Origin of the sequence: Bacteroides sp. AM07-18 (genome assembly GCF_003602695.1) — a bacterium.
GTDB classification, from domain to species: domain Bacteria; phylum Bacteroidota; class Bacteroidia; order Bacteroidales; family Bacteroidaceae; genus Bacteroides; species Bacteroides uniformis.
In genome coordinates this window covers 57,163-79,873 of record NZ_QTLM01000018.1, presented here as the reverse complement: position 1 = coordinate 79,873, position 22,711 = coordinate 57,163, and the positions used below count along the sequence as shown (strand labels likewise).

At 47.7% G+C, this 22,711-nt stretch carries 19 protein-coding genes; 9 read left to right on the top strand and 10 right to left on the bottom strand.

The genetic code is table 11. The features are described 5' to 3' along the window. The first annotated feature begins 280 nt into the window (after positions 1-280). From DW096_RS17080 to folB, 3 genes are all read left to right on the top strand, one after another. Positions 281-2,818 (top strand): adenosylcobalamin-dependent ribonucleoside-diphosphate reductase, encoded by a 2,538-nt coding sequence (locus tag DW096_RS17080; RefSeq protein WP_005827290.1) that lies wholly within the window; start codon positions 281-283, stop codon positions 2,816-2,818. A gap of 131 nt (positions 2,819-2,949) precedes the next feature. Beyond that, complete coding sequence (locus DW096_RS17075) at positions 2,950-5,643, top strand: 4-alpha-glucanotransferase (RefSeq protein WP_120028831.1); 2,694 nt, start codon at positions 2,950-2,952, stop codon at positions 5,641-5,643. A 274-nt stretch (positions 5,644-5,917) separates the two neighbouring features. Then, the gene (gene folB, locus DW096_RS17070; RefSeq protein ID WP_009037931.1) at positions 5,918-6,283 is read left to right on the top strand and encodes a dihydroneopterin aldolase; all 366 of its coding nucleotides are present in this window, start codon (positions 5,918-5,920) and stop codon (positions 6,281-6,283) included. Between the two features lie 653 nt (positions 6,284-6,936). Here the strand turns inward: folB and DW096_RS17060 are convergent. From DW096_RS17060 to mtaB, 4 genes are read right to left on the bottom strand one after another with little or no spacing between them, the layout of a single operon-like run. Next, on the bottom strand, positions 6,937-7,455 hold the full coding sequence (locus DW096_RS17060; RefSeq protein ID WP_005830204.1) for a methylglyoxal synthase: 519 nt from the start codon (positions 7,453-7,455) through the stop codon (positions 6,937-6,939). 47 nt (positions 7,456-7,502) lie between these two features. Further along, complete coding sequence (locus DW096_RS17055) at positions 7,503-8,519, bottom strand: glycosyltransferase family 2 protein (protein WP_005830203.1); 1,017 nt, start codon at positions 8,517-8,519, stop codon at positions 7,503-7,505. Next, positions 8,512-9,411: a lysophospholipid acyltransferase family protein gene (locus tag DW096_RS17050; RefSeq protein WP_005833230.1), complete on the bottom strand. Its 900-nt coding sequence runs from the start codon at positions 9,409-9,411 to the stop codon at positions 8,512-8,514. Before DW096_RS17050 ends, DW096_RS17055 begins: the two co-directional genes overlap by 8 nt. 54 nt (positions 9,412-9,465) lie before the next feature. Further along, positions 9,466-10,782, bottom strand: a complete 1,317-nt coding sequence (gene mtaB, locus DW096_RS17045; protein WP_120028832.1) for a tRNA (N(6)-L-threonylcarbamoyladenosine(37)-C(2))-methylthiotransferase MtaB — start codon at positions 10,780-10,782, stop codon at positions 9,466-9,468. An 85-nt stretch (positions 10,783-10,867) separates the two neighbouring features. Here mtaB and DW096_RS17040 point away from each other — a divergent pair, with 85 nt between their 5' ends. The 3 genes from DW096_RS17040 to DW096_RS17030 all read left to right on the top strand — a co-directional run bounded on the left by DW096_RS17040 (position 10,868) and on the right by DW096_RS17030 (position 13,490). Next, the gene (locus tag DW096_RS17040; RefSeq protein WP_008664099.1) at positions 10,868-12,541 is read left to right on the top strand and encodes a long-chain fatty acid--CoA ligase; all 1,674 of its coding nucleotides are present in this window, start codon (positions 10,868-10,870) and stop codon (positions 12,539-12,541) included. Between the two features lie 157 nt (positions 12,542-12,698). Beyond that, positions 12,699-12,911, top strand: coding sequence for a hypothetical protein (locus DW096_RS17035; RefSeq protein WP_005833237.1), 213 nt, complete (start codon positions 12,699-12,701; stop codon positions 12,909-12,911). 333 nt (positions 12,912-13,244) lie between these two features. After that, the gene (locus tag DW096_RS17030) at positions 13,245-13,490 is read left to right on the top strand and encodes an RNA-binding protein (protein ID WP_005830186.1); all 246 of its coding nucleotides are present in this window, start codon (positions 13,245-13,247) and stop codon (positions 13,488-13,490) included. Positions 13,491-13,754: 264 nt separating this feature from the next. Here DW096_RS17030 and rplI read toward each other — a convergent pair whose 3' ends face one another. From rplI to rpsF, 3 genes are read right to left on the bottom strand one after another with little or no spacing between them, the layout of a single operon-like run. Continuing rightward, a complete protein-coding gene (gene rplI, locus DW096_RS17020; RefSeq protein ID WP_005830185.1) occupies positions 13,755-14,204 on the bottom strand; it encodes a 50S ribosomal protein L9 in 450 nt (149 codons plus the stop codon). 15 nt (positions 14,205-14,219) lie between these two features. After that, on the bottom strand, positions 14,220-14,492 hold the full coding sequence (rpsR, locus tag DW096_RS17015; RefSeq protein ID WP_004288442.1) for a 30S ribosomal protein S18: 273 nt from the start codon (positions 14,490-14,492) through the stop codon (positions 14,220-14,222). Between the two features lie 2 nt (positions 14,493-14,494). After that, a complete protein-coding gene (rpsF, locus tag DW096_RS17010) occupies positions 14,495-14,839 on the bottom strand; it encodes a 30S ribosomal protein S6 (RefSeq protein WP_005657357.1) in 345 nt (114 codons plus the stop codon). Positions 14,840-14,998: 159 nt separating this feature from the next. Between rpsF and DW096_RS17005 the strand changes: the two genes are divergently transcribed. Both DW096_RS17005 and DW096_RS19470 read left to right on the top strand, forming a co-directional pair. Beyond that, on the top strand, positions 14,999-15,445 hold the full coding sequence (locus DW096_RS17005; protein ID WP_005830183.1) for a MarR family winged helix-turn-helix transcriptional regulator: 447 nt from the start codon (positions 14,999-15,001) through the stop codon (positions 15,443-15,445). 200 nt (positions 15,446-15,645) lie between these two features. Then, on the top strand, positions 15,646-15,822 hold the full coding sequence (locus DW096_RS19470) for a hypothetical protein (RefSeq protein ID WP_005830181.1): 177 nt from the start codon (positions 15,646-15,648) through the stop codon (positions 15,820-15,822). A gap of 89 nt (positions 15,823-15,911) precedes the next feature. Here the strand turns inward: DW096_RS19470 and DW096_RS17000 are convergent, their stop codons facing one another. The 3 genes from DW096_RS17000 to DW096_RS16990 all read right to left on the bottom strand — a co-directional run bounded on the left by DW096_RS17000 (position 15,912) and on the right by DW096_RS16990 (position 20,620). Further along, a complete protein-coding gene (locus DW096_RS17000; RefSeq protein ID WP_005830176.1) occupies positions 15,912-16,613 on the bottom strand; it encodes a response regulator transcription factor in 702 nt (233 codons plus the stop codon). A 5-nt stretch (positions 16,614-16,618) separates the two neighbouring features. After that, a complete protein-coding gene (locus DW096_RS16995) occupies positions 16,619-18,163 on the bottom strand; it encodes a sensor histidine kinase KdpD (RefSeq protein ID WP_005830174.1) in 1,545 nt (514 codons plus the stop codon). A 300-nt stretch (positions 18,164-18,463) separates the two neighbouring features. Further along, a complete protein-coding gene (locus tag DW096_RS16990; protein WP_005830172.1) occupies positions 18,464-20,620 on the bottom strand; it encodes a translation factor GTPase family protein in 2,157 nt (718 codons plus the stop codon). A gap of 250 nt (positions 20,621-20,870) precedes the next feature. Here DW096_RS16990 and DW096_RS16985 point away from each other — a divergent pair, with 250 nt between their 5' ends. Then, positions 20,871-22,640: a gamma-glutamyl-gamma-aminobutyrate hydrolase family protein gene (locus DW096_RS16985; protein ID WP_022401411.1), complete on the top strand. Its 1,770-nt coding sequence runs from the start codon at positions 20,871-20,873 to the stop codon at positions 22,638-22,640. The last annotated feature ends 71 nt before the right edge of the window (positions 22,641-22,711 follow it).

The following is a 22,711-nucleotide window of genomic DNA, read 5'->3' as shown; positions in this document are numbered from 1 at the left end:
AAAGTAACCTTATGTTCGACTAAACCGAGAACCTTTCAGCCCAACAAGTTGTTAATAAATTCCATTTTGGAAAACTTATTCGTTTACTCAAATCATTAAAACATTATAAACCAATAAATTAATAGCAATCAATAGAAAACTATATATCGGTTAATAAAAACATTCATTTTAATTTTGCCAAGTTGAAAAACATTCATAGCTTTGCAAATACATTTGTTAACGATAAGTACAACTTCTACAACTTTACTTATTTGTAACTAATCCTAAGAGATACAACATTGTGGAAAAGAAAAATTATTCTTATGACGAAGCCTACGGAGAATCTTTAAAATACTTCCAAGGCGACGAGTTGGCTGCCAGAGTTTGGGTAAACAAATATGCAGTCAAAGATTCTTTCGGAAATATTTACGAAAAGTCTCCGGAAGACATGCATTGGCGGATAGCCAATGAGGTAGCCCGCATTGAGGCCAAGTACCCCAATCCATTAAGTTCAGAGGAACTTTTCGGCTTGCTCGACCACTTCAAGTACATTGTTCCGCAAGGAAGCCCGATGACCGGAATCGGGAACAACTATCAGGTAGCCTCTCTGTCCAACTGCTTTGTTATCGGTGTGGACGGCGAAGCGGATTCTTATGGTGCCATCTTCAAGATAGACGAAGAACAAGTACAGCTGATGAAACGCCGTGGCGGCGTGGGACACGACTTATCCCATATCCGTCCGAAAGGTTCACCGGTAAAGAACTCGGCACTGACCTCCACCGGCTTGGTTCCCTTCATGGAACGCTATTCAAACTCTACACGCGAAGTAGCTCAAGATGGACGCCGCGGCGCACTGATGCTCAGCGTATCCATCAAACACCCCGACTCGGAAGCCTTCATCGATGCCAAGATGACTGAGGGCAAAGTGACCGGAGCCAACGTTTCCGTAAAACTGACCGACGACTTCATGCAGGCCGCCATCGAAGGCAAACCATATACACAGCAATATCCGATTGACGCCACAGAGCCGGCATTTCAAAAAGACATTGACGCATCCGCATTATGGAAAAAGATTGTGCACAATGCATGGAAATCGGCAGAACCCGGTGTATTGTTCTGGGATACCATATTAAAGGAATCCGTGCCCGACTGCTATGCAGACCTGGGCTACCGTACCGTATCCACCAATCCATGCGGCGAAATTCCACTGTGCCCGTACGACTCCTGCCGTCTGCTCGCCATCAACCTTTACTCATACGTGGTCAATCCGTTCAAGCCGGACGCCTACTTTGACTTTGAGCTATTCAAGAAGCATGTAGCTTTGGCCCAACGCATCATGGACGATATCATCGACCTTGAACTGGAGAAGATAGAGCGCATCATGAGCAAGATAGATGCCGACCCCGAAAGTGAAGACGTGAAACATACAGAACGCGTTTTGTGGCAGAAGATTTACAAGAAAAGCGCCCAAGGCCGCCGTACCGGTGTAGGCATCACGGCAGAAGGCGACATGCTTGCCGCCCTGGGATTGCGTTATGGCACTGAAGAGGCAACCGAATTCTCGGAGCAAGTACACAAGACGGTGGCACTCAACGCCTATCGCTCCTCCATAGAAATGGCCAAAGAACGCGGCGCATTCGAGGTGTACGATACAGAACGCGAAAAGAACAACCCGTTCATCAACCGCCTGCGTGAAGCTGACCCGGAAATGTACGAGGAGATGAAGAAGTACGGACGCCGCAACATTGCCTGTCTGACCATCGCCCCGACCGGCACCACCAGCCTGATGACTCAAACCACCTCCGGTATCGAGCCCGTATTCCTGCCCGTGTACAAGCGCCGCCGCAAAGTGAATCCCAACGATACGAACGTCCATGTGGACTTCATCGACGAAACCGGAGATGCCTTTGAAGAATATATCGTGTTCCACCCCAAGTTTGTGACTTGGATGGAAGCACAAGGATACAACCCCGCCAAACGCTACACGCAGGAAGAAGTGGATGCCCTGGTAGAGAAATCACCTTATTATAAAGCAACCTCCAACGACGTGGACTGGCTGATGAAAGTCAAGATGCAGGGACGTATCCAAAAATGGGTGGACCACTCTATCAGCGTAACCATCAACCTGCCGAACGACGTAGACGAAGACCTCGTGAACCGTCTGTATGTAGAAGCATGGAAATCCGGCTGCAAGGGCTGTACGGTTTACCGCGACGGTTCGCGTTCCGGCGTGCTCATCTCTACCAAGAGCGACAAGAAGTCCGAGCTTCCCCCGTGCAAACCGCCTACAGTCGTTGAAACACGTCCCAGAATATTGGATGCAGACGTTGTCCGCTTCCAGAACAACAAGGAGAAATGGGTGGCATTCGTCGGCTTGCTGGACAATCATCCCTACGAAATATTCACCGGTGTGCTGGATGATGATGAAGGCATCATCCTGCCGAAGAATGTGGTGTCGGGCCACATCATCAAGAATGTGGATGAGCACGGAAACAAGCGTTACGACTTCCAGTTCGAGAACAAGCGCGGATACAAAGTCACCATCGAGGGGCTGTCCGAGAAGTTCAATAAAGAGTATTGGAACTATGCCAAGCTGATTTCCGGTGTATTGCGCTACCGCATGCCTATCGAGCAGGTCATCAAGCTGGTAGGTTCACTGCAACTGGACAGCGAAAACATCAACACCTGGAAGAACGGTGTGGAACGCGCCCTGAAGAAATACATCCAGGACGGCACGGAAGCCAAAGGCAAGAAATGCCCCAACTGCGGTAACGAAACACTGGTTTACCAAGAAGGTTGCCTCATCTGCAAGACGTGCGGAGCTTCCCGCTGTGGATAATCCCACGGCAAGCACAAACGTTTGCATAGGAATTTAAATGACTTAGATAACGGTAGCTGCATGATTATGAGGAATAATTTCTATACTTGCATAATCATTGCAGCTATTGCTACTTCTAAATCTAATATAATATGACACTAATATTCAATATCGAGTATCGCACCAGCTGGGGTGAAGAAGTCAGAGTCCTGGGTTCCATCCCGGAACTTGGCAACAACCAGCCCGACAAAGCCACCCCCCTGCACACTGTAGACGGCATTCACTGGACTGCGGAAGTGGATATCCAGATTCCCGGTAATGGAAGCGTCGAATACAGTTACCACATCTATCGAGATGGCAGAACCATACGGACAGAGTGGAACAGCCTGCCACGCATCCTGCACGTTGCAGACAATCCGAAGAAAGTTTACCGCATAGAAGATTGTTGGAAGAATCTGCCCGAGCAGCAGTATTTTTATACATCCGCTTTCACAGAATCCCTGCTGGCGCATCGCGAACGCAGTGCCGCCCCGAAAAGCTACAAAAAGGGGTTGCTGATAAAGGCGTACGCCCCCTGCATAGACAGCGACCATTGCCTGGCACTCTGCGGAAACCAGAAGGCGCTGGGTGACTGGAACCCGGACAAAGCTGCCCTTATGAGCGACATCGACTTCCCCGAATGGCAGGTAGAAGTGGATGCCGGTAAAATCAGCTTCCCGCTGGAGTATAAATTCGTCCTTTACAACAAGAAAGAGCGCCGTGCCGTGGCCTGGGAGAACAATCCCAACCGTTATATGGCCGACCCGCAGATAGCCGCCAACGAAACGCTGGCTGTCGGCGACCGTTATGTATACTTCAATCTTCCTGCATGGAAAGGTTCCGGAGTAGCCGTACCCGTATTCTCCCTGCGCTCCGAGAAAAGCTTCGGTGTAGGCGATTTCGGCGACTTGAAGCGCATGATTGACTGGGCAGTTGCCACCAATCAGAAGGCGGTGCAGATTCTGCCCATCAACGACACTACCATGACGCATACCTGGACAGACTCCTACCCTTACAGTAGCATCTCCATCTATGCCTTCCATCCCATGTACGCCGACTTGAAGCAGTTGGGCGGCTTGAAGGACAAGAAGGTGATGGCCGAATTCAACAAACGCCAGAAGGAACTGAATGCCCTGCCCACCGTGGACTACGAAGCTGTGAACAAGACAAAGTGGGAATACTTCCACCTCATCTTCAAGCAGGAAGGGGAAAAGGTGCTGGCATCGGATGCTTTCCGTAATTTCTACGAAGCCAATAAGGAATGGTTGCAGCCATATGCCGTCTTCAGCTACCTGCGTGATGCCTACAAGACCCCGAATTTCCACGAGTGGCCCAAGTATGCCACCTACGATGCCAAAGAGATAGAGACATTGTGCCGGCCGGACTCTGCCGACTATCCGCATATTGCCATCTACTACTACATCCAGTTCAATCTGCACCTGCAACTGCTTGCCGCCACCGAGCATGCGCGCGCCAACGGCGTAGTGCTGAAAGGCGACATCCCCATCGGCATCAGCCGCAACAGTGTGGAAGCCTGGAAGGAACCCCACTACTTCAACCTGAACGGCCAAGCCGGTGCACCGCCCGACGACTTCTCCGTGAACGGACAGAACTGGGGCCTCCCCACCTACAACTGGGATGTCATGGAAAAAGACGGTTATGCCTGGTGGATGAAACGTTTCCACAAAATGGCAGAATACTTCGATGCCTACCGCATAGACCACATCCTCGGCTTCTTCCGCATTTGGGAGATACCAATGCACGCCGTACACGGGCTGTTGGGACAATTCGTCCCCGCCCTGCCCATGACGCGCGAGGAGATAGAAAGCTACGGGCTGGCATTCCGCGAAGACTTCTTCCTGAAGCCCTATATCCATGAGTACTTCCTCGGACAAATCTTCGGCCCGCATACAGACTATGTGAAACAGACCTTCATAGAGCCGACAGACACGTGGGAGATTTACCGCATGCGTCCCGAGTTCGACACCCAGCGCAAGGTGGAAGCCTACTTTGCCGGAAAAACGGACGATGACAGCATCTGGATTCGTGACGGGCTTTACGCCCTTATCAGCGATGTGCTGTTCGTGCCCGACCGCAACAATCCGCACGAATACCATCCGCGCATCGGCGTGCAGCACGACTACATCTACCGCGCACTGAACGATTGGGAAAAGGCTGCCTTCAACCGGCTGTATGACCAGTACTACTATCACCGCCACAACGACTTCTGGGGACAGCAAGCCATGAAGAAACTGCCGCAACTGACACAGTCCACGCGCATGCTGGTATGCGGTGAGGACTTAGGCATGATTCCCGATTGCGTGGCATGGGTGATGAACGACCTGCGTATCCTTTCCCTGGAGATACAACGTATGCCGAAAGACCCGAAACAAGAATTCGGCCACACAGACTGGTATCCATACCGTTCGGTCTGCACCATCTCCACGCACGACATGTCTACCCTGCGCGGCTGGTGGGAAGAAGACTTCCAACAGACGCAGCGTTACTACAACACCATGCTCGGGCACTACGGTGCCGCACCGGCAACGGCCACGCCGGAGCTCTGCGAAGAAGTGGTTCGCAATCACCTCCATAGCAACTCCATCCTCTGCATCCTCTCCCTGCAAGACTGGATGTCCATGGACGGCAAATGGCGCAACCCGAACGTGCAGGAAGAACGCATCAATATTCCTGCCAACCCGCGGCACTACTGGCGCTGGCGCATGCACCTGACACTGGAACAACTGATGAAGGCAGAAAGCTTGAACGAGAAAATAAGGTGCATGATAGAAAGCACCGGAAGATAAGAAAGGATTCTTAGCAAAGTATTATTTTAGGCACGGATTACATGGACAATCACGGATAATATTGAAAGCAACCGTGATAACCCGTATAATTCCGTGCCTAAAATAGTTCGATAAGTTTATTCCGACCCTCACATAATTGTATTCTATAAAAAACAATTTCGCGCTATTTTTATATTTTACAGAATACAATCCACAGCCTGAATCGTAATAACCGGATACTGATTTGCCCGTACCACAAAATATCAGTAAGTTTGCAGAAAACAATCTACAAGTAATGACCAGTTATATTTTCCTTGACACGCTTCGCTTCTTCGCCCATCACGGCGTGGGCGAACAAGAAACCGTGGTAGGCAATGAGTTTACCGTCAGCCTGCGCCTGCAAGTTGATATCCGGCGTGCGGCAGAAACGGACGACGTAGCCGACACCGTGAGCTATGCCGATGTACATACAGCTGTGAAGGCAGAGATGGACATTCCTTCCAAACTATTGGAACATGTATGCGGGCGAATTATAAACCGATTGTTCCGCGACTTCCCACAGATAGAGGAAATAACCCTCAAGCTGGCAAAGCGCAATCCACCGATGGGCGCGGATATAGAGGCTGCAGGAGTGGAAATATGCCAACGCCGCGGAGAATGACAGATTGCCGAATCACCCCATTCACTATTGATACACAGGCACTTCCCACTGCAAAGACACTGCATGCTTTTTGCAGTGGCGCTGCAAACGGTTTGCAGTAACACTGCACATATATTTGCAGTAGTACTGCAACAGCTTTGCAGTAACGCTGCAACAGATATGCAGTAGCACTGCAAAATGTATACAGAAGTTCTGCAGTGAGCATGCAGCAACTTTTCTGCCGTAGAATACAACCATTGATACCAATATTCCGTACCTTTGCCCCATCATCAACAAAAAGTCAATGAGAAACGCTATACAACGACTGGCATTACTCCCCATCGTCGCTCTCTTCCTGCTACCGGCCGCTTGCTATCAAATACAGCTCCGAGTTTCATTGAAGAAATGCCCTCTACCTGCCCACCCCTTACGACTTTACAAACCCATACAACTATGCAGACTTCAGAAGGAATGAACTATTGAAAATAAACCTCACAGAGTTCCGCTTCCCCTACCAATACCTCAACGACATAGAATGGGCAGATTCACCAACACCATTATTGTGCAACTCTATGACTTCAAACGGCAAGGGTGGGCTATCGCACCAGTGTGGGCTGTCCATGAACGAAGGGTAGCGATAGATTAAGAATGCCCAGTAGAACCGAGTTTCATCCTTATTTTTGCCGTTTCCGCTTCTTTGCCGATTCCACCGCTTCGGCCACCACCGGCTTATTTGCAAACCGCTTGGTGTAGTTGCTGTAATCGGGAACAGTGCGTTCATACGTTGGATCGACAAACAACGGGCTGGAAATGATATGGTCTGCCGTACTGCGGTTGCAGCAGAACACGATGTTCTCCACACCGGCAAGGCGGGTCAACGCCTTCACATCCGTATCGTGCGGCTGAAGGGTCATCGGGTCGGTGAAAAAGAAAAGATAGTCAATCTCTCCGTCCACAATGCGCGAGCCCATCTGCTGGTCACCGCCCAAAGGACCGGATTTAAGGATAGTGAAATCCCACTCCACATCAGGATGTTTCTCCCGGAGGGCTTCGAGGATAAGGGTACCCGTGGTGCCCGTACAATAGAATTTATGCCCCATCAGCAATTCCGAGTTCCACAGTACCCACTCGATGAGGTCTTTCTTCATGGCGTCGTGTGCCACTAATCCGATTTTTCTAACTAGTTTTTCCATAATTCAAAACCTTTAATAGATTGAACAATTATAAAAGGCAACAGTTCCTACAATTGGGAAAAGAATTTCTTTCCATGCAGATAAAACTGCGCCAATATACTGTTTTTTGTCCGTTCCGGTATTACGGCAAGCGTAGTTTTTTTCAGATTCTCTTTGCGGGACGCTGCTAATGAAGTGCGGAGGGAGTGGTAGGCACGGCGCGCACGGAATACGGCCAAAGCATTGGGTAACTGGCCTTTCAGCATGAAACTGAACGCAGCCACATAATCGAGCACCGCACGTACACGCATCACGGACGCCAAGTCCTCCTGCGGCAGATTCTTATAAAGCATGACAAGGTTATTACGAAAATTGAGGAAGGTCTTGCGCGGATTCTCCTTCTTCAAAGTGGCCCCTCCCACATGAAATACCACACTCTGCGGTATACATGCCAACTGTCTGCCACGGGCACGAAGCCGCCAACATAAATCTATCTCCTCCATGTGGGCAAAAAAACGTCCGTCCAGCCCACCCGCTTCCCGGTAGTCTGCCAGACGGATGAACAGAGCCGCCCCCGTAGCCCAGAAAATGGGTATCACCGTGTCGTATTGCCCCTTGTCCTCTTCTACCACGCCCATAATACGGCCGCGGCAGAAGGGATAGCCATAGCGGTCGATGAAACCTCCCGCAGCTCCGGCATACTCAAACTGCCCCTTGTTACGCCAACTGCGTATCTTCGGCTGGCAAGCGGCCGTCTCCGGATAGGCATCCATATACTCTGCCAACGGGACAAGCCAGTGCTCGGTGACCTCTACATCGGAATTGAGCAGCACTACATATTCTGCCTCCACTTGCTTCAATGCTAGATTGTATCCGTCGGCAAAACCGTGGTTCTCTTCCAGCAGAATCAAGTGCACAGAAGGAAACTCGCGACGGAGCATTGCCACAGAAGCATCCGTAGAGCCATTGTCCGCCACATACACCACAGCACCATCCGCCTCCGAAAAACGCACAACAGAGGGAAGGAAGGAACGGAGCATATCACATCCGTTCCAATTCAATATGACAACAGCAATCTTATCCATGTTGCACAGATTCTTTTCGTTTATTTTTCCAGCGTTTATGAGACCAGAACCAATAAGCCGGTTCGCGCCGGATGGTCTGCTCCAGACGACGGGCGAAGCACTCGGTTATCTCGCCATCCGCCGTCTGCTTGGGAGTTTCGGTAACCAAATCGAAGAGCACTTTGCAATATCCCCTGGATGTCCGTTCCAATTCACAATAAAAGACGGGGAAGTCCATCAGCTTGGCAATGCGCTCGGCGCCATCCATGAACACGGTGTCCTGATTCAAGAAAGTGGTCCAATAATGGGCCTCGCTGCGGTTGGGCGACTGGTCTGTAATCAGGCCGATGGCTATCCGCCTGCCTTCACGGCGAAGCTTTATCACTTCGCGTGCCGTGGAATGTTTCGCCACATTGTATCCTCCGAACCGGGCGCGGATATGCTTAAACATCTCGTCCAGATACTTATTGCTTAGCGGTTTGTACACCTGCACCGGGATGTCGCCCGGATGCATGATGGCCCCCATGCCTATAATCCACTCAAAATTGGCATAATGGGGAATCAACAGTACAATGCCTCCATGCTTCTCTATCATGGCAAGGTATTCTTCCTTATTATCATACTTCATCCGGCGGCAGAGCTCCTCGAAAGACATGCGCAGCATCTTCACCTCTTCCAGCATATAGTCGCAGATATAATGGTAGAACTTGCGCTCTATCTCCATCAATTCGGTTTCCGACTTCTCCGGAAAGGAATTGCGAAGGTTGCGGCGAACGACTTTCTTCCGATAATGCACGACGTGGCGCATCAGGAAGTACAGCCCGTCGGACAATGCATAAAGCGCCCGGAAAGGCAGAAGTGCCACAAGCCACATGCCCGCATAAGTCAACCAATAGACAATTTTTGATTTCACTTCGTCAGTTATGAGTTATAAGTTATGAGTTATTTGTTGCAAAGGCGGCATTCCTCATTCCATTACTCCCAAGAGTGCGGTGCCGTCGGCATTGAAATCGCCCAGGCGCACAGACACGAGCTGGTTGTCCAAGGCAGCATCATGAGGGACTTCCACACGGATATAATTGGGAGTGAAGCCGTGCATCGGCAGTCCGGGTTTGGGACGTTCCAGCAACACCGGCATCGTCTGCCCGATATGGCGCGCATAAAAAGCACGGGTCTTTTCGTCCGAAAGCTCCAGCAATTGCTGGCTCCTGCGGTGCTTTTCTTCGGGTGCCACCACGTGGTCTATCTTCAAGGCCTGCGTGCCGGGACGCTCCGAATAGCTGAAGACATGGAGCTGCGTCACGTCCAGGCTCTTGATAAACTCATAAGCCTGCCCGAAATACTCCTCCGTCTCTCCACGGGTACCCACAATCACGTCTACCCCTATAAAGGAATCGGGCATCACTTCCTTTATCTTCTTTATCTTCGAGGCAAACAAGGCGGTATCGTAACGGCGTCGCATCAGCTTCAGCACCTCGTCACTGCCCGACTGCAGCGGTATATGGAAATGAGGCATGAAACGCCGGGAACGGGACACGTATTCTATGATTTCATCTGTCAGCAGATTCGGCTCGATGGAGGATATGCGGTAACGCTCAATGCCTTCCACCTCGTCCAGCGCCTTCACCAAGTCGAAGAAAGTCTCACCGGTAGACTTGCCGAAGTCTCCGATATTGACGCCGGTCAATACAATTTCCTTTCCACCTTCGGCAGCCGCCTGGCTGGCCTGCTCCACCATAGAAGCAATGCTGCCGTTACGGCTACGTCCGCGGGCAAAGGGAATGGTGCAATAGGAACAATAATAATCGCAGCCGTCCTGCACTTTCAGGAAGAAGCGTGTCCGGTCGCCACGCGAACAAGACGGGGCAAACGAACGTATATCCTTCAAAGCGGAAGTGTAGGCCTCGCCGGTCTCGTGCTTCTGCAGATTGCCCAGGTAGTGGAGCAGGTCCTTCTTCTGCTCGGCTCCCAGCACGACGTCCACACCTTCTATCTTTGCCACCGTCTCCGGTTTCAGCTGGGCATAGCAACCGGTCACCACGACAAATGCACCCGGATGTTGCTTCACCAGTTTGTGGATGGCCTGGCGGCACTTCTTGTCTGCCACTTCCGTCACCGAGCAGGTATTCACTACACAAATATCCGCTTTCTCACCCTTGCGCGCCGTACGTACGCCCGCTTCCTGCAAAATTTTACCGATAGTAGAGGTCTCCGAGAAGTTCAGTTTGCACCCCAACGTATAGTAAACCGCCGTCTTATCTTGAAATATATTGGTATCTATCATGAGCTTATAAACACATTTATGCTGCAAATATATACATTATTAATCTATTTTTCCTACTTTTGCACACTCAACTAAAATTTGTGCAATGATACAAGAGAACTTTATCAAACTATACGAGCATAGTTTCCGCGAGAATTGGGACCTCCCCTGCTATACCAACTATGGAGAAAACGAGAGCTATACTTATGGCGAAGTGGCACAAGAAATAGCCAGACTGCATCTTATTTTCAAGTACTGCCAACTGCGCCGCGGCGACAAGATAGCCGTCATCGGCAAGAACAATGCCCGCTGGTGCATCGCCTATATGGCCACCATCACCTACGGTGGTATCGTAGTCCCCATTCTGCAAGACTTCAACCCCAATGATGTCCATCATATCGTAAACCACTCCGAATCAACGTTCCTCTTCACCAGCGATGCCATTTGGGAACATCTGGAAGAAGAACGGCTTACTGGACTTCGCGGTGTGTTCTCGCTGAGCGACTTCCGCTGTCTGTATCAGCGGGACGGCGAAACCATCCAGCGTTTCCTCAAGCATCTGGGCGATGAAATGGAAGCGACCTACCCGAACGGGTTCCGCAAGGAAGACATCGTTTACACGGACCTTTCCAACGACAAGGTCATGCTGCTGAATTATACCTCGGGCACCACCGGATTCAGTAAGGGCGTCATGCTGACGGGAAACAACCTGGCCGGCAACGTCACCTTCGGCATACGTACCGAGCTGCTGAAGAAAGGGGACAAAGTGCTCTCTTTCCTGCCTTTGGCACATGCATACGGCTGCGCATTCGATTTCCTTACCGCCACGGCCGTCGGCACACACGTCACACTGTTGGGAAAAGTGCCTTCCCCAAAGATTCTGATGAAAGCTTTCGAGGAAGTGAAACCCAACCTGATTATCACCGTCCCCCTTGTCATTGAAAAGATATACAAGAATGTCATACAGCCCATCATCAACAAAAAGACCATGAAATGGGCGCTCAGCATTCCCTTGCTCGACGGACAGATATACGGGCAAATCCGCAAGAAACTGATTGACGCACTGGGCGGACGTTTCAAGGAAGTCATCATAGGAGGCGCAGCCATGAACCCGGAAGTGGAAGAATTCTTCCACCGCATCAAGTTCCCCTTCACCATCGGCTACGGCATGACTGAATGTGCCCCTCTCATCAGCTATGCTCCCTGGAATGAATTCGTCCCGACTTCCTCCGGACGGGTACTCGACATCATGGAAGCCCGTATCTGCAAGGAAAACCCGGACGACAAACTCGGCGAAATACAAGTACGTGGCGAGAACGTGATGACGGGTTATTACAAAAACCCCGAAGCCACCAAAGAAGTCTTCACCGAAGACGGATGGCTTCGCACCGGCGACTTGGGTACACTGGACGACGACAACAACCTATACATACGCGGACGCAGCAAGACCATGATTCTCAGTTCCAGTGGACAGAATATCTTCCCCGAAGAGATAGAAGCACGGCTCAACAACATGCCTTTCGTCCTGGAAAGTCTTGTCATCGAACGGAATAAAAGACTGGTAGCGCTGGTTTATGCCGACTATGAAGCCTTGGATTCTTTAGGGTTGAACCAGCCGGACAACCTCAAAACCATTATGGATGAGAATCTCAAAAATCTGAATAATAGTGTGGCAGCCTATGAAAAAGTAAGCCAAATCCAACTTTATCCGACTGAATTTGAGAAAACGCCCAAAAGAAGTATCAAGAGATACTTATACAACAGCATTGCCGAAGATTAATATGTTGTAAAACATATAGATAGGGATAAAAACAGCCGAAGCTCCAAAAAAAATATAAAAAAAGTTGGGGTTTCGAGAACAACATATTCAAAAAGTACATACCTTTGCAACGTTTTAATAAAGCAATTGATTGTATTACGTTTTAAAAGTAAAGAAAATGAAAAAATTAGTTTTGATGGCTGCAGCTATCGTAGCAGTATCTTTCGCATCTTGTGGCAACAAAGCAGCTAACGCTGAACAAGCAACTGCAGATTCTATCCGTATCGCTGACTCAATCGCAGCTGTAGAAGCAGCAGCAGCTGAAGCCGCAGCAGCAGCCGCAGCAGCTGACACTGTAGCAGTAGATAGCGCAGCTGTTGTAGCTGAATAATTTCAGTACAACACTCGAGAGAATTGAAAGTCTGACGTGCATACAAGCACACCAGACTTTTTTTATGTCTTATCCTCTCCTTCTGTTCCCTTCCAATTGTTAAGTCTTGGTCTTATTTCACAAAAAAGGGTATTATATGGCAGATAAATGATAAAGTATAGTGCATATACCAAATAAAAGCCGTTACTTTGCATCAACAAAACAATAAGAGGTTTATTACGATCTACGTTTCACTATGTTTCTCCTCGATTAGCCACATTGAGAATTTTCATTTCTGACTACAACTTCCTAAGACTCCTTTATTGAATTATTAATTTTTTATTTTTGTATTTTATGAATATGTACATTGGAAACCTTAGCTACAACGTTAGGGAATCAGATTTGAGACAAGTAATGGAAGAGTATGGAACAGTAGAATCAGTAAAACTGATTATGGACCGTAATACAAACAGATCAAAAGGTTTTGCCTTCGTAGAGATGCCCGAAGCTGCTGAAGCCCAACAAGCAATCAACAAACTGAATGGAGCAGAATATGTAGGCCGCCAAATGGTAGTGAAAGAAGCATTGCCAAGAAACTAAAAGAATTATTGGCTGACAATAAGGCAAAGAGCATACCCCTGAGTGGATATGCTCTTTTTTTTGCATTAGTAACCTCGTAAAGAGACACAAGAGTATTCTTGCCAAACCTCTATACCGCGCGCGTAAACCTCTACTTCAGATTCGTAAACCTCTATAACCGCAGCTTTACGTATCCCTCAATAAGCTCACACACATACGCTCCGAACATAGAAAAGCCCGGTCCTTTATCAGAACCGGGCTTCCTTATCATTATGAAGTCTTTTCTTATGCTTCTTCAGCAACTACTTCGAAAGGAATTTCTACAGAAACTTCCTTGTGCAGCTTAACGATAGCCTTGTAGTTACCAACTTCTTTCACTGCGTCCTTAACAACGATAATCTTACGATCGATGTTGTGACCCAATTTAGCCAACTCTTCAGCAATCTGGATGTTACCAACAGAACCGAAGATAGTACCAGTAGAGCTAACCTTAGTAGCAATCTTCAATGATACGCCTTCCAGCTTAGCAGCCAGTTCTTCAGCATCCTTTTTGATTTTCTCCAGCTTGTGAGCACGTTGTTTCAGCTCTTCAGCCAACATTTTCTTTGCAGCCGGTGAAGCGATGACAGCTTTACCAGTCGGGATGAGGTAGTTACGACCGTAACCAGACTTTACTGTTACGATGTCGTTCTTATAACCCAAGTTTACAATGTCTTCTTTCAATATAATTTCCATACTTTCCTCCTCCTATTATTTCATCATGTCAGTTACATAGGGCAGCAACGCCAAGTGACGTGCTCTCTTCACAGCTTGAGCTACACGACGTTGGAACTTCAAAGAAGTACCGGTAATACGACGCGGAAGGATTTTACCTTGCTCATTCAAGAATTTCTTCAAGAATTCGGGATCTTTGTAGTCGATGTACTTAATACCGCTCTTTTTGAAACGGCAGTATTTTTTCTTCTTAACGTCTACTGAGGGCGGAGTTAAATATCTGATTTCTGATTGAACTTGTTGTGCCATGATTAATCCTCCTTTTTAGTTGATTTAACACTTCTTCTCTTCGCAGCATATTCAGCAGCGTACTTGTCTTGCTTGAAAGTCAAGAAACGGATAACGCGCTCGTCACGACGGAAGTTTATTTCCAGTTTCTCAATGACAGTAGGTTCTGCATTGAACTCAATCAGCTGATAGAAACCGGTTGACTTCTTCTGGATAGGATATGCCAGCTTCTTCAGTCCCCAGTTTTCTTCATTTACAATCTCAGCACCTTCAGCAGTAAGGATGCCTTTGAATTTTTCTACCGCTTCCTTCATCTGAACATCAGACAAAACGGGAGTCAAAATGAAAACGGTTTCGTATTGATTCATACTCGTTTAATTAAATAAATAAATTATTCGTTTTAAAAATGCGGTGCAAAGGTAGACATTTTATTTTGAACTACAAACATTTAATGTTTTTTTGTGTAGGGATATAGGAATTGTCTTCGGCTTGCACTATCTTTGCAAAGTTGTTTAAACAATAATTTCATGATAGAGCAATTCAACTTTGATATCCGCCTTATCTTTGCCATACTGAACGGTAAAGTGTCGGCTGCCATTAACCGAAAGCTGTCCCGCAACTTCCGCCAGAACGGTTTGGAGATTACTCCGGAACAGTGGACCGTCCTCATCTTCTTATGGGAAAAGGACGGGGTGACGCAACAAGAGTTGTGTAATGCAACTTTCAAAGACAAGCCCAGCATGACGCGCTTGATAGACAATATGGAGCGTCAGCATCTCGTCGTGCGCATATCGGACAAGAAAGACCGCCGAACCAATCTGATACATCTGACCAAGGACGGCAAGGAGCTGGAAGAACGCGCGCGCGTCATTGCCAACCAGACCCTCAAAGAAGCCTTGAAAGGCATCACCATTGAAGAGCTCAGTGTGAGCCAGGAGGTACTGAGGAAGATTTTCTTCAATACGAAGGACTAAGATATAGGGATTAGGGGTTAAGGATTAGAGATTAAGGGAGGAGAAAACAAGGGGATGAAGCGTCATTTTTCATTCCTCATCTTCCATTCTTTATTAAAATATGGATTTTTTGCAAAAATAATTTCGCTTGTTAAAGAATTATGCTTTTCTTTGTGACAAGAATACGAAAGAATATAATAATCTAATTAAAATACACACACATGAAAGGCTTATTAAAAAATCTGGGATTGATATTAGTCGTAATAGGAGCTGTAATCCTGGTTGCATGTTCTTTTACCGGCAATGTTAACAACAATGCCATCTTGGGCAGTTCTGCCGTTTTGGTTGTAGTGGGATTGATTTCCTACATTGTCATCAACAAGAGAATTGTCGACTAATATCAAAAGAAAAGAAATAAAGAAGGCGGTTAGCATATACATGCAGACCGCCTTTTTTATTTTCTCTCCCCCAGAGGAGCCGAGTCTCATCAAGACTCAGCTTCCGGAGTAATCAGTTTATATCCTTTTCCGTGAATGTTGATGATTTCAATCGAATCATCTTCTTTCAGGTGCTTACGAAGCTTTGTGATATATACATCCATACTACGTGCATTGAAATAGTTGTCATCAATCCAAATAGTCTTCAACGCAAAGTCACGCTGCAGAATTTCGTTGGCATGTGCACAAAGCAAGCCCAGCAGTTCGGATTCTTTGGTGGTCAGTTTAGTCTGCTTCTCGGCAGTCGCCAGAATCTGTTTCTGCGTGTCGAATGTAAACTTACCAATCTTATAGATGTTGCTCTCCTTGTTCTTCTTTCCGCGAACACGTCTCAGGATAGCTTCAATTCTGAAAGTCAGCTCTTCCATACTGAAGGGCTTGGTGATGTAGTCATCGGCACCAATCTTGAAACCTTCCAGAATATCTTCCTTCAATGTTTTTGCCGTCAAGAAGATAATAGGTATTTCGGCATTGGCCGCACGCACTTCTTGTGCCAGTGTGAATCCGTCTTTCTTTGGCATCATCACATCAAACACACACAAGTCATATTTATTCTTCAGGAAAGCCTTGTATCCTGCTTCTCCATCGGGATATAACTCGGCAGCGTAACCTTTTGCCTGTAAATATTCTCTTAAAAGCATGCCAAGATTTTCATCATCTTCGCACAATAAAATACGCAGTTTCTCGTCCATATCAATCAATTTTTTAATAAAGGTAATGCAATAATAAATTTAGTTCCTACGTTCAGTTCACTTTCTGCCCGGATAGTTCCCTTATGATCCATGATAATCTTCTTCACATAAGCCAGTCCCAAGCCGAAGCCTTTCACATCGTGCAGATTACCTGTATGCACGCGATAGAACTTCTCGAATATCTTTTTCAAATTCTCCTTCTTGATGCCGATGCCGTTATCTTGGATGGAAATCATCAGTTTGCCAGGCTCATTCCAAGTCTTCACCGTCAGTTGCAGATCCGCATCCGGACGTTTATACTTCACTGCATTATCCATGAGATTGAAAATCACATTGGTGATATGCATCTCATCGGCAAAAATGGCAGAGTTGGTAGCTTTAAGCTCCGATTCAATCTTTCCATTATAACGCTCCACTTTCAGTGTAAACGTGTTGATAACACCCGCTATCAGCTCGTTGGCATCCAGTTCCTTATTCTTCAAAGTAGCCTTCTGACGGTCAAACATCGACATCTGAAGCACTTTTTCTACCTGGAACCTCAAGCGCTTCGTTTCATCGTTGATGACACCCGATATATGCTGGAACATAGTCGGAGACTTGCCCACAGCCGGGTCTTTCAACATCTGTGCCGCCAGAGAAATCGTCGATATCGGCGTCTTGAACTCGTGCGTCATATTGTTGATGAAATCATTCTTCATCTCCGTCAGCTTCTTCTGGCGGAATACGATGTAAATCGTAAAGATGAACGTCACCAGCAGTACAAAAGTAAATATCATCGACGGTATCATAAACCTGACCGAATCGAAGATATAATCCTTCTTTCCCGGAAAATGTATCTTGACGATACTCATACGGGCTGGTGGGTCATTCAAAAACAATGGCTGCGAATAAGAGCTTTCACTCCCTGCATCGCTATAATCCGCACAACGGTATACCTCCCGACCTTCCCGGTCTATCACCTTGAAGTGATAATCCATATCACCGAGACCATTCTCTATCAGACCTGCTTTTAGATACTGGTCCAGACTTTTGAAATTAACACGCTCCTCAATCGGCTTGTCGCTGGCATTGTATACCATCTGCAACACCACCTCGTCTACCAATGCACGCTGGTAAAGATAGCGGTTTTTAAGCATCTCTATCTGCGAGCGTGAAGTCTGAGGAATGGTTTTTGCTCCGTGTTTGCGTGAAATCATTGCTCTTGGCAATTCAGAAGGCTCGTTACTGAAAGTTTTCAATTCCACCGAAGAACGGACACTGCCATCCGGAGCTGTCATCACAAACCGCTGGGTACGCATCACTCCGCTACTGCTTTGCGATTGTTCCCACGCCTTCTTTTCTGCCTCGGAGATATCCTCATTCAGCCAACGCACAACCTCTGCGGACTCTGCCTCTTTCGAAGCAGCCATCAACGCACGCTTCACCGATTCATCAAATTGTCCGTTACGCATCTTCACCATTTCCTCAATATAGCTTATCTGCAGATACAGCAAACTAAGGAAGGAAAGCCCCATAACAACACCTAATATCCATATAGTTGACTTTTTCATAGTCACAAAATTAACACTCCCTAATTAACACTCCTAACCAATTAACCTGATTTAACCGGACGTTCTCGTAAATTAACCGAAGACCATTTTTTAGGTTGTATTATGAGCATTATAACAAAAACACAAGCCTTTGGTTTGCAAATTTAATAAAAAATTAATCATTCAATTCACAATTCTGCATGTTCTTAATCTACGTTAATGAAAAAAGCCGTTATTACTTGCCATGAAGTAACAACGGCTTTAACAATTGTTATATTAGCAGCCGGTAGTTACAACAGCCAAACTACCAACCCCTGAAAATCATTCTTCAGCTTGCTTTGCCTCAAATTCCTTAATCAGTTTATCCTGCACATCACTCGGAACGAGTTCATAGCTGGCAAACTTCATGATGAACGAAGCACGTCCACCGGTCAGTGAGCTAAGTGCCGTAGAGTAGGATGACATTTCCTTCAAAGGCACCTTAGCACTCAGTTTTTCGTAACCGGCCTCGCTGCTCATACCCATAATCATGGCACGGCGTCCCTGCAAGTCCCCCATCACATCACCCATCTTGTCCGACGGAACAAATACTTCCACGTCATAAATGGGTTCTAGAATCTTCGGGCCTGCATTCTTGAACGCTTCGCTGAACGCATTCCGTCCCGCCAGCATAAAGGAGATTTCATTGGAGTCAACCGGATGCATTTTTCCGTCATATACGATGACACGTACATCGCGAGCATACGAACCAGTCAACGGTCCCTGCTCCATACGTGACATGATACCCTTCAAGATGGCCGGCATGAAACGTGCATCAATGGAACCACCCACAATACTATTGACGAATACCAGCTTGCCACCCCATTCCAATGGAACTTCTTCGGTACCCTTGACGTTCATCTTGAACTCCTGACCATTGAATTTATAGGTTTCGGGCAACGGCATGCCTTCGTAGTAAGGCTCAACAATCAGATGAACTTCACCGAACTGGCCTGCACCACCCGACTGCTTCTTATGGCGATAATCCGCACGGGCAGCTTTGGTAATCGTTTCGCGATACGGTATTCTCGGTTCTTCAAACTTGATTTGCAGTTTTTCATTGTTTTCCAGACGCCACTTCAAGGTACGCAAATGGAATTCACCTTGTCCGTGTACAATAGTCTGACGCAATTCTTTAGACTGGTCTATCACCCACGTCGGGTCTTCCTCTCGCATACGGTTCAAAGCAACCATCATCTTTTCTGTATCCGACTCGTTCAACGGCTTGATAGCACGTGAGTATTTGGAGTTCGGATATTTAATGAAGTTGAAACGGTTTTCAGAGCCCTTACCGTTCAATGTATTGCCGGTATGTACATCCTTCAGTTTCACTGTACAGCCGATGTCACCGGCTACCATTTCCTCTACCTTGATACGGTTGGCACCGGCACAAGCATAAATCTGCGCGATGCGTTCCTTGGAACCGCGGTCTGCATTGGTAAAATCATCACCTTCGTGCACTTTACCACTCATAACCTTGAAGTATTGAACATCACCGATATGCGGCTCAACGGCAGTCTTGAAGAAATACAAGGAAGTCGGTCCGTTAGAATCCGGCTTCACCACCTCACCGCGTGTATTGTGCACCGGTGGCATTTCGTCCACAAACGGCACCACATTACCCAGGAACTCCATCAGACGGCGTACACCCATATCCTTGCCGGCACAGACGCAGAATACCGGGAACATACCTCGTGAAGCCAGTCCCTTGCGGATACCTTCGCGCATTTCGTCTTCTGTCAAAGAGTCCTGCTCAAAGAATTTTTCCATCAGGCCTTCGTCATGTTCGGCTGCAGCTTCTACCAAAGCCTTGTGCAGTTCTGTAGCCTTTTCCATTTCTTCGGCCGGAATCTCTTCAATAATGGGAGCGCCACCTTCGGGTCCCCACGAATATTTTTTCATCAAAAGTACATCGATCAACGAATTGAAGTTCGGTCCGGTAGCCAGCGGATATTGCACGGGCACCACCTTCGGACCGTATATGGTTTGCAACTGCTCAAGCACCATATCATAATCGCACTTTTCATTATCGAGCTGGTTTACCAGGAAAATAACCGGTTTGCCCAGTTTCTCGGTGTAGCGGAAATGGTTCTGCGTACCTACCTCGGGACCGTATTGCCCGTTCAGCAGCAGAATGGCAGTATCTGTAACGTTGAGCGCCGTCATGGCAGCCCCTACAAAGTCATCACTACCCGGGCAGTCAATGATATTCAGTTTCTTGCCGTTCCACTCCACATGGAAAACGGTGGAAAACACAGAATAGCCGTATTCCTGCTCCACCGGGAAGTAATCGCTGACTGTATTCTTGGCAGTAATCCTGCCGCGGCGTTTTATAATACCACTCTCAAAGAGCAGCGCTTCCGTGAGAGTGGTTTTACCCGAGCCGTCATTGCCAAGGAGGGCAATGTTCTTAATTTCATTCGTCTGATATACTTTCATGATATATTAAGATTTTAAGTGAATAACCTGACATACGATGATGCCGTTAACTTTTTGTGAGGCGCAAATTAGGCATTAATTCAAAGAAAAGCAACATCGGGAAGCATGTTATATAACACACTTCCTCCGCCAACAAAGAATATAATGTTCTTCTGCCAATAAACTGCCCGAATTCACAAGTCATCCAACTTCTTGGACGGCTTAAATATTTCTTATAACTTTGCAGGAAAAAGAATCCCCCCCGAAAACCATGAACAAACTACTGTTAACAACACTGCTCGTTCTATGTCCATATTTGGCAATGGGACAGTCCAACCAAAAAACAACCAGGAAAGCCCCTCTCATCGGCATTTCCTGCTCACATCCGGGCCGAAGCTCATCCACACAGATGACGTATACCGAGTCTGTAATCCAGGCAGGTGGAACACCTATACTGATTTCCATCACTACCGATAGCCTTGTCTTGACAGACATTGCCAACCGGCTGGACGGTATCATTCTGATAGGAGGAGGAGACATCCACCCTTCCTATTTCAATGAATCGCCCATCGAACAGCTGGGAGAGGTGGACTCCCTGCGTGATGTATACGACATGGCACTCATCCGCCTGGCTACCCGGCGTAACATTCCGATGTTTGGCATCTGCCGAGGAGAACAGTTAATCAATGTAGCTTTCGGCGGAACCCTTTATCAGGATATCCCTACCCAGCATCCCGACACCACTGTCTGCCACCAGCAGCAGGAACCGAGCAGTATACCAACTCATACCGTCCACCTCACTCCCGGTTCTGCCATGGCATCCATAACCGGACAGACACAACTTTTCACCAATACTCACCATCACCAGGCGGTCAAGCAAGTTGCCCCGGGATTCAGCGTAACGGGTTGGTCGTCAGACAGTATTCCCGAAGCTATAGAGTCTTCCCACGAATATCCGATATGGGGTGTGCAATTCCATCCCGAAGCTCTGGCTACGGCAGGCGACAGCATCTCTGCCAGATTCTTCTATTTTCTGGTTCAAAAGGCAGCTACCTACCGGCATGCCAAAGAGATTCACCGCCGCATCCTCTCCCTCGACACGCATACAGACACCCCACTTGATTTTGACGTTTCCTATAATATAGGTACGCGCGAAAAAACGCAGGTTTGCCTGCCCAAGATGCGAGAAGGAAAATTGGATGGACAATACCTGGCATGCTGGGTGCGCCAAGGCCCGTGCGATGAAGAGAACAGTCTGAAAGCCATTGACCGAGTGGATGAGTTGATACGCCACATCTACCGACAAGTGGAGATGAACGGGGAGCAATGTGCCATAGCCCGCACGCCCGATGATTTGTCCAGGCTCAAGACCGAAGGAAAGAAAGCTTTTTATATTGGCATCGAAAACGGATACGGCATCGGCAAGGATTTGAAGAATATCACCCGTTTCCATGATGCAGGCGTTACCTACATCACCCTTTGCCACACCCGCAACAATGACATCTGCGACAGTTCTTCGGACACGACTGCCCGTTGGAACGGCTTAAGTCCTTACGGTAGAAAAGTGGTGAAAGAAATGAACCGGCTGGGAATAATGATAGACCTTTCCCATGCAGCCGAAAGCACCTTCTGGGATGTACTGAAATATTCAAAAGCACCGGTCATAGTCTCCCACTCCTCTGCAAGCGCCATCTACAGACACGACCGCAATCTGACCGACGAACAGCTACGCGCCCTTGCCGCACATGGCGGTGTGGCTCAAGCCTGCCTGGTAGACGAGTTCCTGAACCCGGATGCCAAGAAAACCAACCTTACGGACTTCATGAAACACCTGCTGCACATGGTTGAAGTGGCAGGCATAGACCACGTGGGCATTGGCTCGGACTTCGACGGTGGAGGCGGGGTCAAAGGATGCAATGGGGACAATGATTTCATCAATATCACCGTCCGTCTGCTGGAACATGGATTTACAGAAACAGACATCGCCAAGATATGGGGTGGAAATTTCCTCCGGGTGATGAAACAAGTACAAACCAAATAGAAAAGACCGAAAAACATCACAAAAAGGAGAGATTAGAGCTATAATCTCTCCTTTTTGACACATTTACATAC